At 71.7% G+C, this 16,117-nt stretch carries 15 protein-coding genes; 4 read left to right on the forward strand and 11 right to left on the reverse strand.

Annotated features, from left to right (window positions below):
* Positions 1-776 (forward strand): ABC transporter substrate-binding protein (locus AC1DU4_RS16305; protein WP_477841492.1); only part of this gene is annotated, 776 nt, incomplete at its 5' end.
* A gap of 70 nt (positions 777-846) precedes the next feature.
* Here the strand turns inward: AC1DU4_RS16305 and AC1DU4_RS16310 are convergent.
* Together AC1DU4_RS16310 and AC1DU4_RS16315 are read right to left on the reverse strand one after the other, a co-directional pair.
* Positions 847-2,034, reverse strand: a complete 1,188-nt coding sequence (locus tag AC1DU4_RS16310) for a 4-hydroxybenzoate 3-monooxygenase (RefSeq protein WP_477841494.1) — start codon at positions 2,032-2,034, stop codon at positions 847-849.
* Between the two features lie 115 nt (positions 2,035-2,149).
* Entirely contained in the window at positions 2,150-2,866 is a 717-nt protein-coding gene (locus tag AC1DU4_RS16315) for an IclR family transcriptional regulator (RefSeq protein ID WP_477841537.1), read from the reverse strand.
* A 180-nt stretch (positions 2,867-3,046) separates the two neighbouring features.
* Here AC1DU4_RS16315 and AC1DU4_RS16320 point away from each other — a divergent pair, with 180 nt between their 5' ends.
* Positions 3,047-4,327, forward strand: a complete 1,281-nt coding sequence (locus AC1DU4_RS16320) for an MFS transporter (RefSeq protein ID WP_477841496.1) — start codon at positions 3,047-3,049, stop codon at positions 4,325-4,327.
* Positions 4,328-4,391: 64 nt separating this feature from the next.
* Here the strand turns inward: AC1DU4_RS16320 and AC1DU4_RS16325 are convergent, their stop codons facing one another.
* Genes AC1DU4_RS16325 through rfbD form a run of 4 tightly spaced genes read right to left on the reverse strand, consistent with a single transcriptional unit; the run spans position 4,392 to position 8,092 of the window.
* Positions 4,392-5,168 carry an SGNH/GDSL hydrolase family protein gene (locus tag AC1DU4_RS16325; protein WP_477841498.1) on the reverse strand — a complete coding sequence of 259 codons (777 nt, stop codon included), beginning with the start codon at positions 5,166-5,168 and terminating at the stop codon, positions 4,392-4,394.
* A gap of 51 nt (positions 5,169-5,219) precedes the next feature.
* A complete protein-coding gene (gene manB, locus AC1DU4_RS16330) occupies positions 5,220-6,296 on the reverse strand; it encodes a mannose-1-phosphate guanylyltransferase (RefSeq protein ID WP_072843797.1) in 1,077 nt (358 codons plus the stop codon).
* 34 nt (positions 6,297-6,330) lie between these two features.
* Complete coding sequence (locus tag AC1DU4_RS16335; RefSeq protein WP_477841500.1) at positions 6,331-7,224, reverse strand: glycosyltransferase family 2 protein; 894 nt, start codon at positions 7,222-7,224, stop codon at positions 6,331-6,333.
* Positions 7,225-7,234: 10 nt separating this feature from the next.
* The gene (gene rfbD, locus AC1DU4_RS16340; RefSeq protein WP_072843635.1) at positions 7,235-8,092 is read right to left on the reverse strand and encodes a dTDP-4-dehydrorhamnose reductase; all 858 of its coding nucleotides are present in this window, start codon (positions 8,090-8,092) and stop codon (positions 7,235-7,237) included.
* A 195-nt stretch (positions 8,093-8,287) separates the two neighbouring features.
* Here rfbD and AC1DU4_RS16345 point away from each other — a divergent pair, with 195 nt between their 5' ends.
* Both AC1DU4_RS16345 and AC1DU4_RS16350 read left to right on the forward strand, forming a co-directional pair.
* Positions 8,288-9,754 carry an LCP family protein gene (locus AC1DU4_RS16345; protein ID WP_477841539.1) on the forward strand — a complete coding sequence of 489 codons (1,467 nt, stop codon included), beginning with the start codon at positions 8,288-8,290 and terminating at the stop codon, positions 9,752-9,754.
* A gap of 62 nt (positions 9,755-9,816) precedes the next feature.
* Positions 9,817-10,539, forward strand: coding sequence for a TIGR03089 family protein (locus tag AC1DU4_RS16350; RefSeq protein ID WP_477841502.1), 723 nt, complete (start codon positions 9,817-9,819; stop codon positions 10,537-10,539).
* On the opposite strand, the gene AC1DU4_RS16355 is transcribed toward AC1DU4_RS16350, so the two are convergent.
* The 5 genes from AC1DU4_RS16355 to AC1DU4_RS16375 form a co-directional block, all read right to left on the reverse strand.
* Positions 10,536-10,706 carry a hypothetical protein gene (locus AC1DU4_RS16355; protein WP_477841503.1) on the reverse strand — a complete coding sequence of 57 codons (171 nt, stop codon included), beginning with the start codon at positions 10,704-10,706 and terminating at the stop codon, positions 10,536-10,538. The two genes, AC1DU4_RS16350 and AC1DU4_RS16355, sit on opposite strands and share 4 nt — an antisense overlap.
* A gap of 201 nt (positions 10,707-10,907) precedes the next feature.
* The gene (locus AC1DU4_RS16360; RefSeq protein WP_477841504.1) at positions 10,908-13,376 is read right to left on the reverse strand and encodes an FtsX-like permease family protein; all 2,469 of its coding nucleotides are present in this window, start codon (positions 13,374-13,376) and stop codon (positions 10,908-10,910) included.
* Entirely contained in the window at positions 13,370-14,116 is a 747-nt protein-coding gene (locus AC1DU4_RS16365; protein ID WP_477841506.1) for an ABC transporter ATP-binding protein, read from the reverse strand. Before AC1DU4_RS16365 ends, AC1DU4_RS16360 begins: the two co-directional genes overlap by 7 nt.
* Positions 14,117-14,236: 120 nt before the next feature.
* Complete coding sequence (locus tag AC1DU4_RS16370) at positions 14,237-14,926, reverse strand: response regulator (protein ID WP_477841508.1); 690 nt, start codon at positions 14,924-14,926, stop codon at positions 14,237-14,239.
* Complete coding sequence (locus tag AC1DU4_RS16375; RefSeq protein WP_477841510.1) at positions 14,923-16,113, reverse strand: sensor histidine kinase; 1,191 nt, start codon at positions 16,111-16,113, stop codon at positions 14,923-14,925. The genes AC1DU4_RS16370 and AC1DU4_RS16375 overlap by 4 nt, the downstream gene beginning before the upstream one ends.
* Between the last annotated feature and the right edge of the window lie 4 nt (positions 16,114-16,117).

Here is a 16,117-nt window from a genome sequence, read left to right on the forward strand (position 1 = left end):
CCACCGAGGTGCCGCTGAACCCGCAGCGTGTGGTCGTCCTCGAGCCGGTTCACCTCGATACCGCGGTCGCCCTCGGCACCATCCCGGTGGGGACCACCGTCCTGAGCGAGACCGTGGGCGTGCCGTCGTACCTGGGCCCCGAGGCCGCCGCCGCAACCACTGTCGGAATCGTGCCGACCCCGAACGTCGAGAAGATCGCGTCGCTGAAGCCGGATCTGATCATCGGCACCGACACCCGGCACGCCGATCTCTACGACCGATTCGCCGCCATCGCCCCGACTGTCTACATGGCCTCGCAGGCGGATCCCTGGCAGGACAATGTGCGACTGGTCGCGTCGGCGCTGAACAAGCCCGCCGAGGCCGAGACCCTCCTCGGCGACTACGAGCGACGGTGCGACCAGATCGCCACCAAGTTCGGCACCACCGGGAAGACCGCGCAGCTCATCCGTCCACGGTCGGAGAACCTGACGCTGTACGGCCCCACCTCGTTCGCGGGCAGCACACTCGAATGCGCGGGATTCACCACGCCCGAACGGGACTGGGAGAACTCGATCTCGGTCGACCTGTCGCCGGAACGGGTGGGAGAGGCGCGGGCCGACATCGTGCTGGCCACGACCGCGAAGCCCAGCGACCGTACGACGGTTCCGAGCATCCTCTTCGACGCCTTCCCCGACGTGCACCTGGTCGACACGTCCTTCTGGATCACCGGCGTCGGTCCGCTGGGCGGCATGACCGTCCTCGACGACATCGAGCGGATCCTGAGCTCCGCGCCGTAGTCGTTCGCGACATCCACCGAACCCGGACCGGCCCCACTGGATGTTCCAGTGGGGCCGGTCGTATCGCATGTCAGCCCAGCGGGGTGCCCACGTAGTTCTCGGCGATCAGGGTGCGGCCGGCGACCGAGCGGGTCACCATGTCGAGCTCGGCGACCTGACGCTTGTGGTCGAAGCCGGACGCGTCGGGCAGGCGGTGCATCATCGACGACATCCACCAGGAGAAGTGCTGCGTGCGCCAGATTCGCGGCAGCACCGTCTCGGTGTAGTCGTCGAGCGGGCCACGGTTGCCGGCCTCGAAGAACTCGGCCATGCCCTTCGAGAGCACGTAGACGTCGGCCACGGCCAGGTTCAGGCCCTTGGCGCCGGTCGGCGGCACGGTGTGTGCGGCGTCGCCGGCGAGGAAGAGGTTGCCGTGCTGCATCGGCTCGCACACGAAGCTGCGGAACTGCAGGATCGACTTCTCGAAGATCTTGCCGTCCTTGATCTCCGCGCCCTCACCGTCGACCCGGGCGTGCAGCTCGGACCAGATGCGGTCGTCGGACCAGTTGTCCACCGAGTCGTCCGGGTCGACCTGGAGGTAGTGCCGCTGGACCTGCGGGGTGCGGGTGCTGATCAGCGCGAACCCACGCGGGTGGTTGGCGTAGATCAGTTCCTCGGACGACGGCGGCGCCTCGGCGAGGATGCCGAACCAGGCGAACGGGTACTGACGGAAGTGGTCCTGGCGGATGGCCGGCTCGGGGATGAGCTTGCGGGTCTTGGTGCGCGAGCCGTCGCAGCCGCCGACCAGGGCGCAGGTGACGGTCTGCGGGTTGCCGTCCGTGTCGGTGTACGTGATGTACGGCTGGTCGGAGGTGTGGTCGTGGACCTCGACGTCGGAGACGCCGAACCGGATGTCGCCACCGTCCGCGATGCGCTTGGCAATGAGGTCCTTGAGCACCTCGTGCTGCGGGTAGACCGTCACCGCGCGGCCGTCGGTGAGCTCGTCGAACGCGATGCGGTGCCCGCGGCCGCCGAACCGCAGCTCGATGCCGTGGTGCTCGAGCCCCTCGACCTTCAGCCGGTCGCCGAGGCCGGTCGCGGTCATGAGGTCGACGGTGTTCTGCTCGAGCACGCCCGCACGGATGGTGCCCTCCACCTCTTCCCGGGTGCGGGCCTCCAGCACGACGGATTCGATGCCGCGCAGGTGCAGCAGGTGGGACAGCATCAGTCCGGCCGGGCCGGCGCCGACGATGCCGACCTGGGTGCTCGGGTTGGTCATGCGGATACTCCTCGGTAGCTCGTGATCGCCACCACTGTTCCCGCGGCGGTTCCGGTGCGATACCGCGACTTTCACTCAGTGAAAGAAATCTCCGTCGCCGACCCTGAGACGTCCGTCACGACATTCCGCGCGAGATGCCCCGCGCGGCGGCTCGCAGGGCGGGGATGAGCGGGGCCGGATCGTCGGCCGCCCGGACGACGACGGAGATGGACGCGACCACGGCGCCGTTGGCGCGCAGGATGGGCGCCGCGACCGCCAGCGTGCCGACGTTGAGGTGCTCACGGCACACGATGTAGCCGGCGCGCCGGATCTCGGCGAGCGTCGACCGCAGCCGGTGCTCGGTGGTGATGGTGTTCGGGGTGAACCGGGCCAGCCCGGCCTCGAGGACCTCGGCCAGCAGATCGGCTCCCCCGTGCGCGAGCAGGACCAGCCCGCCGCTCGACGCATGCAGGGGCAGCCGACCGCCTGCGCGCCCCACCACAGTCACCGCCCCACGTGCGGAAAGCCGCTCGATGTACAGGGCCTCGAGCCCCTCGCGCACGATCAACTGGACGTTCTCGTGGGTAGCCTCGTAGAGGTCCTCGAGGTAGGGCATTGCGACCTGCCGGAGCCCGTGCGCGCGGGGTGCCAGCGCCCCCAGCTCCCAGAGCCGCACGCCGATCTCGTAGCGCCCGTCCGCGTCGCGCTCGAGGGCGCCGTGGTCCGCCAGTTGCCCACACAACCGGTGCACCGTCGGCAACGGCAGACCGGTGCGCCGGCTCAGCTCGGACTGCGTCAGGCGCGGCCGCTCGACACTGAAGGAGTTCAGCACCAGGAAGGCCCGAGCGAGCATGCTGCGGTCGACGGCGTTCACCTCACTCACGCGTCCAGTGTGGCCGCCGCGTCGCCGCGATGACCTACCACCCCCGCGGTCCGCCCGCTTGACATTCGAATGTGATCCACCAAACAATGACGTCTGCCAAAAAATGAACGGTGGTTCGCATCGCGAACGCCTGTGGATTCCGGAGAGTGAATGAGCACCATCGAACGACCGTTGACCCGCGGTTCGACCGCAATGTGGGTAGCACCGCTCTGCTGGATCGCCGTCCTGCTCGACGGCTTCGACCTGGTCGTACTCGGCGCCGTCATCCCCTCGCTCCGCGAGTACGGGGACTGGAACCTGAGCACGGGCGCCATCACCGCCATCTCGACGTTCGGCCTCGTCGGCATGACCATCGGCGCACTGGTCATCGGCACCCTCACCGACGTCATCGGGCGGCGCCGGGCACTGATCTACGCGGTGGCCGCCTTCTCGATCGTCACCCTGCTGTGCGCCGTCGCCCCGAACCCGTTCGTCTTCGGGCTGCTCCGCTTCATCGCGGGCATCGGCCTGGGCGGCGCGCTGCCCACCGCACTGGCCCTGGTCAACGAGTTCTCGAAGAAGCAGGGCGGCGGGTCGGCCTCGACCCTGCTGATGACCGGCTACCACGTCGGCGCCGTCGCGACGGCCGCGCTGGCCCTGGTGATGATCGAACCCTTCGGCTGGCACTCGATGTTCGTCATCGGCGCGGCGCCCGCGATCGTGCTGATCCCGCTGATGATCCGGTACCTGCCGGAGTCGCCGTCCTTCCTGCTCTCCAAGGGCCGCCGCGACGAGGCCGAGGCCATCGCCGCGCAGTACGGCCTCACCCTCGAGCCGGCGCCGGCCGCCGACGCAGCCGCCACCGCCACCAACCCGGTCAAGACGCTCTTCTCGCCGAAGTTCCTGCGGAACAGCATCGCCATCTGGGTCACCTCGTTCATGGGCCTGCTGCTGGTGTACGGCCTCAACACCTGGCTGCCGACGATCATGCGTGAGGCCGGCTACGAACTCGGCGCGGCCCTGACGTTCCTGCTGATCCTCAACGCCGGCGCCATCGTCGGCCTGCTCGTCGCGGGCCGCGTCGCCGACAAGATCGGGCCCCGCGCCGCCGCCATCGTGTGGTTCACCGGCGCGGCCATCTTCCTCGCGGCGCTCAGCATCGACGTCGCGGGCGGCATCTACGTGCTGGTCTTCCTGGCCGGTTGCTTCGTCTTCAGCGCCCAGGTGCTCGTGTACGCCTTCACCAGCGCCAACCATCCGGCGGCCATCCGCGCGACCGCCCTGGGCTGGTCCGCGGGCGTCGGCCGGGTCGGCGCGATCTGCGGCCCCCTCCTCGGCGGCGCGCTGCTCGGCGCCGGCTACGCGGTGCCCTGGGGCTTCTACGCCTTCGCCCTGGTCGGCCTGATCGGCCTGATTGCGATCTCCTCGACCCGCAACCTCGGCACCGACTGACCAACCTGACGCAGGAGGGCCGACCGGGATTCCCGGTCGGCCCTCCTGCGTCGGTGGGTGCCGGCTAGCCGATGGGTGCGAGCGCGGGCCGCTTGGCGCTGACGCCGTCGCCCGAGGAACTGCCCCGCACGCGCCGACCGACCCACGGCACCAGGAAGTCCTTGGTCCACGCGAGATCGGCGCGCCGCCGCGACGCCTTGTCGGTGGGCAGGTCGGGCCCCAGCGAGTCCCTCTCGATCCGGTGCGGGGCGCCGAGCGTCCCGAGTACCCGGATCGCCATGTTCTGGTGTCCGGGGGTGGACATGTGCAGGCGGTCCCAGTCCCACATCCGCAGGTCCTGGTACTCGTCGAAGCGCCAGAAGTCGACCAGCGTCGCGCCGTGCCGGTCGGCCACCTCCCGCACCAGTTCGTTGTAGATCGCGGAGCGGCCCCGCAGCTTGCCGAACACCGCCGACCAGCCCGCGTCGAACGCCGTCCACATCAGCACCGTCGCGCCGGTCGCCGTCAGCTTGCCGATCGCCTCGTCGTACCGCGCGGCCAGCGCGTCGAGGTCGACCCTCGGCCGCATCAGGTCGTTGCCACCCGCGTAGATCGTGACGAGATCGGGTTCCATCGCGATCGCGGCGTCGAGCTGTTCGTCGACGATGGGCCCGAGCAGCCGACCGCGGACGGCCAGGTTGGCGTAGCCGAAGTCCGCGTCGCGCCGGGCCAGCTCCTCCGCCACCCGGTCCGCCCAGCCGCGCAGGCCGTTCGGTCGGGTCGGGTCGGGGTCGCCGACGCCCTCGCTGAACGAGTCACCGAGTGCGACGTACCTGTGGAATACGGGTTCCTGCGGCATCATGCCCCCCAGTATTTCAGTAGCAAAGCTAAGAAATCTGGAATCGGTGCCGAATCACACGTCGGTGCTGAAGCGGACGCCACCGTCGGGCAGGGCCACGCCGGGCCACACCCGGGCGCCGCGCAGCAGTTCGCAGCGCGCGCCGATGTCGGCGCCGTCGCCGATCACGGCGTCGCGGACCAGTGCCCGCGGGCCGATCCGCGCACCGAACCCGACGATCGAGCGCTCCACCGTCGCGCCGGCCTCCACCACAGCACCGTCGAACAGGATGGCGCCGTCGAGTCGCGCCCCGGCACCGACCTCCGCGCCCCGGCCGACCACGGTCCCGCCGATCAGCACGGCCCCCGGCGCCACTCCGGCCCCCGGGTGCACCAGTGCCTCGCCGCGCGGGCCGGTCAGCGCCGGGGACGGCGCGATGCCGCGGACCAGGTCCGCCGAGCCGCGGACGAAGTCCTCCGGGGTCCCCATGTCACGCCAGTACGCGGCGTCCACGTGACCGAACACCCGCCGGCCGTCCGCCAGCAGTCCGGGGAACACCTCCCGCTCCACCGACACCGGGCGACCCGCCGGGATCTTCTCGATGATCTCGCGCCGGAACACGTAGCAGCCGGCGTTGATCTGGTCGGTCGGCGGATCCTGCGTCTTCTCCAGGAAGTCGGTGACCCGGCCGTTCTCGTCGGTCGGCACGCAGCCGAATGCGCGGGGATCGCCCACCCGGACCAGGTGCATCGTCACGTCCGCGTCGGTGGCGGCGTGGGTGTCCAGCACCGCCCGCAGGTCGGTACCGCCGAGCACGTCGCCGTTGAACACGACCACGTTGTCGGCGCGCAGCTTCGGGAGCACGTTGCGGATGCCGCCGCCGGTGCCCAGCGGCTCGGTCTCGGTGACGTACTCGAGTTCGAGGCCCAGCTCGGAACCGTCGCCGAAGTGCTCCTCGAAGACCTCCGCCTTGAACGACGTGCCGAGCACCACGTGGGTGATGCCCGCGGCCCGGATCCGGGCCAGCAGGTGCGTCAGGAAGGGCAGGCCCGCCGTCGGCAGCATCGGCTTCGGCGCCGACAGGGTCAGCGGCCGCAGCCGCGTGCCCTTGCCTCCGACCAGCACGACCGCGTCCACCGCGTCATTTCGCACAATCTCGTTCCCCACGATGTCATTGCCCCCAAAGTCATCCGACATGGCCGGTTGTCTCCTCTTCGTTCGCACGATTGCGCACCGCCGACGCCACGGCGATCTTCGACCGCACCGCCAGACCGCCCTTGAGCGCCCACCGCACCGGAGCCTGCCACCAGTGCGGATGCCGGTCCGCCTGGAACCGGTAGGCGCTCTGGTGGTGAGCCGGCAGCATCAGTTCGGGGTGGCGCCCGGCCGCGTGACCCTTGGTATGGGTGACCTCGGCGGACGGGACGAACACGTTGAGCCAGCCGGCCCGGCCCAGCCGGTCGCCGAGGTCCACGTCCTCCATGTACATGAAGTAGCGCGAGTCGAAGCCGTTGACGGCGTCGAACGCGTCGCGGCGCATCAGCAGGCAGGACCCGGACAGCCAGCCGACCGCACGCTCGGAGACCTGCTCGTTCTCCTGACGGTAGCGCTGCGTCCACGGGTTCGACGGCCACACCGTGCCGAGCACCGCGTGCCCGGCGCCGGACACCAGTCCGGGGACCTCGCGGGCGGACGGGTAGACGCTGCCGTCGGGCTCGAGCACCATCGGCCCGAGTGCGCCGGCCCGCGGCCAGCGCTCGGCGGCGGCGAGCATGGTGTCGATGGATCCGGCGCCCCAGCGGATGTCGGGGTTCGCGACGACGACGAACTCGCACGCGGGGTCCAGCTCGGCGACCGCGCGGTTGATCGCGCCTCCGTAGCCGATGTTCTCCCCCGTGCGCAGCAGGCGCACGTTCTCGTTCGAGGCGGCGGCCGCCTCCGGCGCACCGTCTGTCGAACCGTTGTCGACCATGACGACCTGCGTCGTCAACCGGGTTGCGTCCTGGAGGCTGTCCAGGAACTCCTGGAGATGCCTGCCGGGCGAATAGGTAACCGTCACCACGGCCAGCTGCGAACTCACGCGGGCAACCTTAGTCGCAGACCGCGGGCACCTCCGCCAGGGCCGCCTCCAGCGCCGCGCGCCACGGCCGCAGCGGGGTCAGACCCGCCGTCGCCCACGCCGCCGGGGAGAGCACCGAGTAGGCCGGACGAGGGGCGGGCCGCGGGAACTGCGCGGTGCCGCAGGGGCGTACCCGTTCCGGGTCCGCGCCCACGGCGGCGAACACCGCGCGGGCGAGGTCGAACCAGCTGGCCTGCCCGGAGTTGGTCGCATGCAGGACGCCCCTGACCGCGTCGCGGCCGGCCAGCTCGAGCAGTCCGGCCGCGAGGTCACCGGCGAAGGTCGGCGAGCCGACCTGGTCGTCCACCACGTCGACGTGGTCGCGCTCGCGTTGCAGCCTCAGCATCGTGGCCACGAAGTCGGATCCGGTCCCGGTGTACACCCAGGCGGTGCGGACCACCACCGCGGCCGGGTCCGCGGCCAGCACCGCCCGCTCCCCCGCCAGCTTGGTCCGCCCGTATACGGTCCGGGGACCCGTCGGCGCGTCCGGCTCGTACGGGACGGTCGCGTCGCCGGCGAACACGTAGTCGGTCGAGACGTGGACCAGCCGGGCGCCGACGCGCGCGGTGGCCTCGGCAAGGGTGCGCGGCCCGTCGACGTTCACCCTGGTCGCGGCGGGCTCGTCGGACTCTGCGGCGTCGACCGCGGTGTACGCGGCGCAGTTGAGCACCACCGAACCGGGCCGAACAGCCGCGGCCACGGCGTCGGGGTCGGTGATGTCCAACTCGCCCGACCCCAGGCCGACGACGTCCAACCCGAGAGTGGCACCACGGCGGAGCAACTGGGTACCGAGCTGGCCACGGGCGCCGGTCACAAGGATCTTCGTCACATCGGAAAGTCTGGCACGCCGGTCCGAGGTCCGAGACCGGGGCCGTTTCGTCAGTAGCCTGAGACCGGGTCGAAGGGACACCGTATCGACAGGAGGACCCAATTCGTGCCGGACAGCAAGGTGCGCGGCGGCAGTACGCCGGGCCGAAGACCGCCCAGGGGTGATCGGTCGCGCCCGACCACCTCGGCGGGCGGGCTGACCGCCCACCCGGGACGACTGGCCCTTGCCATCGTGTCGGCGCTGGTCCTCGTGGTCACCGGGTTCGCCTGGCGCAGTGTCGACGCCCTCGAGGCCAACCTCGCCACCGCCCGACTCGGGCTCGGCGGCACCAAGGACGGCGCGCTGGACATCCTGATGGTCGGCACCGACAGCCGCACCGACGCGCACGGCAACCCCCTATCGCAGGGCGAGCTCGACTCGCTGCGCGCGGGCGACGCCGAGGCCGACAACACCGACACCGTCGTGCTGATCCGGGTGCCCGTCGACGGCAGTTCCGCGACCGCCCTGTCGATTCCGCGCGACTCCTACGTGGACGTCCCGGGCATCGGCAACTCCAAGATCAACGCCGCGTTCGGCGCGACCAAGGCCACCGAACTCGACCGGCTGAAGGCGGAGGGCGAATCCGACTCCGAGGCCGAGCAGCAGGCCACCCAGGCCGGCCGCGAGGCCCTGATCAAGTCGGTCGCGAACCTCACCGGGGTGACCGTGGACCACTACGCGGAGGTCGGTCTGCTGGGATTCGTCCTGCTCACCGATGCCGTCGGCGGCGTCGACGTGTGCCTGAACAACCCGGTGGACGAGTGGATGTCCGGGGCCAAGTTCCCGGCGGGCGAGCAGACCCTCCGCGGCGCCGACGCGCTGTCCTTCGTCCGGYAGCGACATGACCTGCCCCGCGGCGATCTCGACCGCATCGTCCGCCAGCAGGTGTTCATGGCMTCGCTGGTGCACCAGGTGCTCTCCGCGAAGACGCTGAGCAACCCGAGCAAGCTGAGCCAGCTCAGTTCCGCGGTACAGCGCTCGGTGGTGATCGACGACGACTGGGACATCCTCGGTTTCGCCAAGCAACTGCAGGGTCTCGCCGGCGGCGAGGTCAAGTTCGAGACGATCCCGGTCGTCGACATCAACGCGACCACCGACTACGGCGAGTCCATCGTGCAGGTCGATCCCAAGGCGGTCCGCAAGTACGTGGCCTCGCTCGCGGGCCAGGGCGAGGACACTGACTCCGACGCGGAGTCGACACCGTCGGTGGACCCCTCGACCGTGACGGTGGACGTCGCCAACGACAGCGGAATCGGCGGGCTGGCGACACGGGTCGCGGAGGCGTTGTCCGCGAAGGGCTTCCTCGAGGGCGCGGTCGGCAACAACACCGGCACGTCGGTGAGCACCAGCCGGATCCTTGCCGCCGACTCCGACTCCGACGGCGCGAAGTCGGTCGCCGCGGCGCTCGGCGGGCTGCAGGTGGTCGGCGACCCGTCGCTGCCGGCGGACACCGTGCGGGTGGTGCTCGCCACCGACTACTCGGGTCCCGGTTCCGCCTCGGCCACCACGTCCGGTTCCGCCGAACCGACCTCCGACATCGTCGAGAAGGGCACCAACACCACCCCGGTCACCCCGGGGCCGGCCATCGATGCCGGCCGCAAGGGACCCCAGTGCGTGAACTGACGCGGTGTGTGAACTGATGGCCGTTCGACTGGTGCAGTGCGCCAACTAGAGAAAGCGGATTCGTGAGCGAGACCAACCTGACCGCGGCCCTGCTCGACCCGATCCTGCAGCGGGACCCGGCGCGGCCGCGCGTCACCTACTACGACGACGCCAGCGGCGAGCGCATCGAGCTGTCCGCGCTCACCCTCGCGAACTGGGCTGCCAAGACCGCGAACCTGCTGCGCGACGAGTTCGGTCTACTGCCGGGGGCCCGGGTGAGCGTGCTGCTTCCCGCGCACTGGCAGTCCGCCGCCGTCCTGCTCGGCTGCTGGTGGACGGGTGCGGAGGTGCTGCTGACCGCCGCCGACGACGCGGACCTGGCACTGGTCACCGCCGAGGGACTGGACGAGGTCGCGGACCTGCCCGAGGTGGCCGTGCTGTCCCTCGACGCGTTCGGTCGCCCGGCCGACAACCTGCCGGTGGGCGTGACCGACTACGCGACCTCGGTGCGGGTGCACGGCGACCAGTTCCGCCCCGACGCGGCGGCGGCCGGCGCACCGGCCCTGGACGGCCGGACCGTCGCCGAGGTCCTGGCGGAGGCTCGCGAATCCGCGGCGGCGCAAGGCTTCTCCACCGACGACCGGGTGCTGTCCACCACCGGGTGGTCGACCACCCGCGAGCTGACCGACGGACTGCTGGCCGTGCTGGCGGCCGGAGCCTCGCTGGTGCAGGTCGCGAACCCGGACGAGCAGAGGTCCGAGCGTCGCGTCGCGAGCGAGAAGGTGACCCGGGTGCGGGCAGGCTAGCCGCTCAGCCCACCCAGGCTGCCGAGGCCGCCCATGCCCAAGCCGCCTCCCAAGCCACCGCCGTCACCGCCGCCGTTGCCGCCGCCGTTGCCGCCGTTCATGCCTGTCAGCAGATTGCTGATCAACCCGATCATGGCCAGCAGTACATTCTCGCTGATCGATCCCATCGTGCCCTCAACTCCTTGCGTTACCGGAAACGGTCACACCGCACCGCCGTGACAGTGCGCTGTCCTCCGCGCCGCGCCCCGATCGCCGCACTGCTCCCATTGAACGCCTCACCCGGGGCATTGGCCAGAGTCGCTCGGCATCTGGCACCGGGTGCACGACGGAACACCGCGCCGCGCCGAGAACCGGCGCGGCGCGGTGGCTCAGGCGGCCAGGGCCTGAACCGGCGACACCCGTGCCGCGGCCCTGGCCGGCAGCAGCGCCGCGGCCACCCCCGCGACCCCGCCGACCAACACGATCACCACCAGCGTCAGCCAGGCCGAGGACGGCAGCACCACGTCCCCGGCACCGAACACCGATGCCGTGCCCGCCACACCCAGCACCAGGCCCAGCAGGACCCCGAGCGCCGAGGCGACCACCGCCACCAGCACGGCCTCGTACACCAGCAGCGTCCGCAGGCCCGCCCGGCTCACCCCGACCGCCCGCAGCAGTCCGGACTCACGCCGCCGCTCGAGCACCGACAGCGCCATCGTGTTGCCGACCCCGATCAGCGCGATCAGGATCGCCACCGACAGCAGTCCCACGACGATCAGCAGCAGCGTGTCGAGCACCGAGGCGAGCGCGGCGCGCATGGCCACCGCGCCGCCGACCTCCGCGGTCGGGTCGAGTTGTCCTGCCGCGTCGGTGATCTCGGACTGCACCGCGTTGACCTGTTCGTCGGTCAAGCCGTCGGCCAGCCGGATCCACAGTGACTCGGTGACCGGGGCGGTGGTCATCGCCAGCACCTCCGACCGTCCGACCAGCGCGGGTTGTCCGTCCGGTCCGGCGACCACCGTCAACGCCCGTGTGACCCCGTCGTGGCGGAGTTCGAGCCGCTGTCCCACGGCGACGCCCAGGGCGTCGATCTGCTCGGGCGAGAGGGAGATCTGCCCGGCCTGCGGCAGTGCGAGCGGGATCCGCAGCGCCGCGCGGGTGGCATCCGGGTCCACACCGGAGAGGGTCACCCGTTGGCCGTTCGGGGCCGTCGCCTCGGCGCGCAGCAACGGCGCCACGGCCGTCACCCGGTCGAGTGCGCCGACCCGGCGCTCGAGGTCGACGGGTATGCCCTGCGGCGCGGCGCTGACAACGGTCACGTCGACGGGGAACTGCTCGTCGAGCGCCTTCGGCGCGCTGGCCCCGACCGCCGCGATGCCGACCACCATGGTCGCGGTGACCGTGACGCCGACCAGCAGCGCGGTCGCGGTCGCGGTGGTACGGCGCGGGTTTCGCAGCGCGTTCCCCACCGCCAGCTCCCCCAGCGGTCCGGCCAGCCGGGCCGGGGCCCGACCGAGCGCGGCCACCGCGGCGGGAATGACGGTGCGGCCCAACAGGACCACGCCGAGGAAGAGGAGGATGCCGCCGCCGCACGCGACGGTCACCTGTTCGGCGCGAACGCCCGCGGCCAGCACCACCACGCCCACGAGCAGCCCGGCGCCGCCACCGACGTTGCGGGCCAACGAGGACGAGGCCGGTTCGGGCTTCGCCTCGACGGGGGCCAGGGCGGCGAGTGGCGCCACCCGCGTCGCCGCCCGCGCGGGCGCCATGGCCGCCAGGTAGGTCACCACGAGCCCGACCGCCAGACCCGCCCCCACCGCGGCCGGCGAGACACCGAGGGTGTCGAGCGGGACCGGGGCGTCGAGGGCCCCGGCCACCCGGGTGACGGCCCAGGCCAGCCCGACCCCGGCCAGTACCCCGGCGACGGAGGCCACCAGCCCGACGGCCAGCGCCTCGATCCGCACACCGCGCCGCACCTGGGCTCCGGTCGCCCCGATGCAGCGCAGCAGCGCCATCTCCCGGGTCCGCGCGGCCACGAGCACCGCGAATGTGTTGGCGATGACCAGCCCCGACACCACCACCGCGATCGCCGCGAAGGCCAACAGCACGTTGCGGATCACGTCGGCGCCGCCGAGGTACTCGGCCGAGGCCGCCTCCGCCTGCTCGGCCCCGGTCCGCACGGTGGCATCCGGCCCGAGGGCGCCGGCCACCGCCGCGGCGAGTGCCGACTGGTCTCCGTCGACGCCGGCCACCCGGATCTCGTGGTGCGCCCCGCCCGCGGTCCACGTCGCGAGCTGGTCCGCGGTGGCGAACAGCGAGACCCCGCCCATCCGCCGGGCGCTCCCGGACAGGTCGACCTCCCCCACCACGACGGCCTCGCCCGAGACCTCTCCGGCGTCGGCCGAGAGCGCGGTCACCGCAACCCGGCTGCCGAGCGGGAGCCCGGAGCCGGAGCCGACGGCCACCTCGCCGGGTGCGTCGGGGAAACGCCCGTCCGACAGGCGCTGCCAGCGCAGGTCCTCGTCGACCGCAAGCGAGGTGGCCGTCCCGAACAGCTTCCCGTGTTCCGCCGCGGACACCCGCACCGCGGTCTCGGTGTCAGTGGTCACCGCCCGCACCCCGGCCACCTCGCCGACGGCCAGGGCGGCGCGGCGGGCCTGCTCGGCGTCGCCCGCGTCTGCCACCACCACGTCGGTGTTCCGGTACTGCCCGGCAAGGGAATTCGTGATGCTGGCCTGCGTGGTGGCGCCGAGCACCAGCGTCGCCACCACAAACGCGACGGCGATCAGGACCGCGAGGACGGAGGCCAGGTAGCGGCCCGCGTGGGCGCGGGCCTGCGCGAGGGTGAGGCTCAGCATGTGCGCGCCCCGAGCTCACGCATCATCTCGATCACCGAATCCGTCGTGGGACTGTCGATCTCGCCGGCGATGTGGCCGTCGGCGAGCAGCACCACCCGGTCCGCATAGGAGGCGGCGACCGGGTCGTGGGTGACCATCACCACGGTCTGACCGACCTCGCGCACGCTCGCCCGGAGCAGGCCGAGCACCTCGGCACCCGAATGGGAGTCGAGGTTCCCGGTGGGCTCGTCGGCGAAGATCACGTCCGGCCGGGGCAGCAGGGCCCGCGCGACCGCGACGCGCTGCTGCTGGCCGCCGGACAGCTCGTGTGGCAGGTGGCCGAGCCGGTGCCGAAGGCCGAGTCGGGTGACCACCTGCGCCATCCAGTCGGGGTCGGGGCGCATCCCGGCCAGCCGCATCGGCAGCAGCATGTTCTCCTCCGCGGTGATCACCGGCAGCAGGTTGAACGCCTGGAACACGAATCCGATGCGGTCACGGCGCAACTCGGTCAGCGCGCGGTCGCCGAGCCCGGTCAGGTCGGTCTCCCCCAGGTAGACCCGACCACCGGAGGCCTCGTCGAGGCCTGCGAGGCAGTGCATGAGGGTCGACTTCCCCGAGCCGGACGGTCCCATGATCGCGGTGAACTCCCCGCGGCGGAAGTCCACGTCCACCGCGTCCAGCGCGCGAACCGCGGCCTCGCCCTCCCCGTACAGCTTCGTCAGTGCGACCGCGCGGGCCGCCGGAATGTCCAGTGTCGTCATGAAATCGACGCTACGAGCGCGGACCGGTCGGGCGCATCGGCGCGAGGTGGGATCCGGGGCGCGGGAGCATCGGCGTGCGGGGGGACCCACCGGGCGGCCCCGTCATACCTGGGTAGGACGTCAGCCGCGGAGCAGGTCCTCCGGCCGCACCAGCCCCGCCTGGTAGGCGAACACCACCGCCTGGACCCGGTCTCGCGAACCGGTCTTCGAGAGCACCCGTCCCACATGGGTTTTCACCGTCGCCTCGGAGACGAAGAACTTCGCCGCGATCTCGCCGTTCGACAGTCCGTGCGCCATCGCCTCGAGCACCTCCACCTCCCGCTTCGTCAGCGCCTCCGGCAGCTGCGGACGGGCCACGGGGGTCGCCCCGGCCAGTATCGGGCCGACGTGCTGGAGCAGCCTGCGGGTCGACCGGGCGGCGATCACCGCGTCGCCCCGGTACACGGTCCGCACCGCGTCGAGCAACTCCTCGGGCTGGGCGTCCTTGAGCAGGAACCCACTGGCCCCCGCGGAGATGGCCGCGAGCACGTACTCGTCGTTGTCGAAGGTGGTGAGCACCACCACCTTCGGGGACAGCTCCAGCGCCGCGAGCCTGCGGGTGGCCTCGATGCCGTCCATGTTCGGCATCTGCACGTCCATCAGCACCACGTCCACGGGCACCCGGGTCAGCTCGCGCAATGCCTGCTCGCCGTCGGCGGCCTCGACGACCACGCTCATGTCCGGCTGGGAGTCGATCACCATCCGGAAGCCGGCCCGCACCAACTGCTGGTCGTCGACCAGTCCGACCCGGATCGGCCCGGATTCCGTCATGTCATGTTCCTCTCGTAGGGCAGTTCGACCTGGACCCGGTAGCCGCCGCCGGCCTGCGGACCCGCCTCGAACCGGCCCCCGTGCAGTTCGACCCGCTCCCGCATCCCGATCACGCCCTGCCCGCCGGCGCTCGGCGCGACCAGGGCGGCGGCGCCGCCCCGGCCGTCGTCGCTGACGGTCAGCTCGAGCGCCCGCTCGCCCCACCGCTGGCCGACCGTCACCTGCGCGGCGGGTCCGGCGTGCTTGAGCACGTTGGTCAGTGACTCCTGCACGATCCGGTACGCGGTCAGTTCCGCCCCGGTGGACAGCTCGTGGGCCTCGCCCTCGACCCGGTGCGCCACCGCGAGGCCGCCGCGACGCATCTCCCTGATCAGGTCGTCGATGTCGGAAACCCGTGGCGTGGAGCTGTACTCACGGGGGTGGTCCGAACGCAGCACCGACAGCAGGGCACGCATGTCGGTCAGCGCCTGCCGCCCGGTCTGTGCGATCGTCTCGAGCGCGGCGACCGCCGCCTCGGGGTCGGCCCTGGCGCTGTAGCGCCCGCCGTCGGCCTGCGCGATCACCACGGTGAGCGAGTGCGCGACGATGTCGTGCATCTCCCGGGCGATCCGGGTCCGCTCGTTGATCGCGGCGATCTCCGCCTCCTGCGCGCGCTCGAGCTCGAGCAGCCGGGCCCGTTCGGTGAGGCCCTCCAACTCCTGGTTGCGCACCCGGCGCAGGTCCCCGAAGGCCCACACCGCGACGACGTACACGATCAGGAAGGCAATGATGAAGGCGTGGGCCTGCCAGGTGGATTCCTCGCCGCCGAAGAACCGCAGGCCCGCCGCCACCACACCCAGCACGGCCGCGGCCAGGCCCCACCCGACCGCCCACCTCGGCCCGTACGCCGCGAGCGCGTACAGGGCGATGGGGACACAGATGCCCGGCAGCGCGAGATTCGTCTGGGTCCCCGCGGCGAGGTAGATCACCGAGGACAGCGCGACCGCGAACCCGGTCACCGCCGGGCGGGTACGACGCCAGGCCAGCGGGACGGTCAGGCCGAGCGCGATCGCCACGTCGAGCGGTCCGGTGCCGACCGAGACGGCCACACCGAGCAACGCCAACGCGGCCGCGAGAGCCCTGTCGATCCCCACTGCGTGCGCGGCACTCCAGCGGTACCAGCGCTCGCCCAGCGGGAATCGGACCATGTCG

The sequence above is a fragment of the Rhodococcus sp. P4_F5 genome (genome assembly GCF_056401315.1).

Excerpts from the sequence above, each read along its gene's own strand:
- AC1DU4_RS16310 (WP_477841494.1), bottom strand. The coding sequence starts at position 2,034 with ATGACCAACCCGAGCACCCAGGTCGGCATCGTCGGCGCCGGCCCGGCC.
- AC1DU4_RS16315 (WP_477841537.1), bottom strand. The coding sequence starts at position 2,866 with ATGCTCGCTCGGGCCTTCCTGGTGCTGAACTCCTTCAGTGTCGAGCGG.
- AC1DU4_RS16320 (WP_477841496.1), top strand. The coding sequence starts at position 3,047 with ATGAGCACCATCGAACGACCGTTGACCCGCGGTTCGACCGCAATGTGG.
- AC1DU4_RS16325 (WP_477841498.1), bottom strand. The coding sequence starts at position 5,168 with ATGATGCCGCAGGAACCCGTATTCCACAGGTACGTCGCACTCGGTGAC.
- AC1DU4_RS16355 (WP_477841503.1), bottom strand. The coding sequence starts at position 10,706 with ATGGGATCGATCAGCGAGAATGTACTGCTGGCCATGATCGGGTTGATC.
- AC1DU4_RS16360 (WP_477841504.1), bottom strand. The coding sequence starts at position 13,376 with ATGCTGAGCCTCACCCTCGCGCAGGCCCGCGCCCACGCGGGCCGCTAC.
- AC1DU4_RS16365 (WP_477841506.1), bottom strand. The coding sequence starts at position 14,116 with ATGACGACACTGGACATTCCGGCGGCCCGCGCGGTCGCACTGACGAAG.
- AC1DU4_RS16370 (WP_477841508.1), bottom strand. The coding sequence starts at position 14,926 with ATGACGGAATCCGGGCCGATCCGGGTCGGACTGGTCGACGACCAGCAG.
- AC1DU4_RS16375 (WP_477841510.1), bottom strand. The coding sequence starts at position 16,113 with ATGGTCCGATTCCCGCTGGGCGAGCGCTGGTACCGCTGGAGTGCCGCG.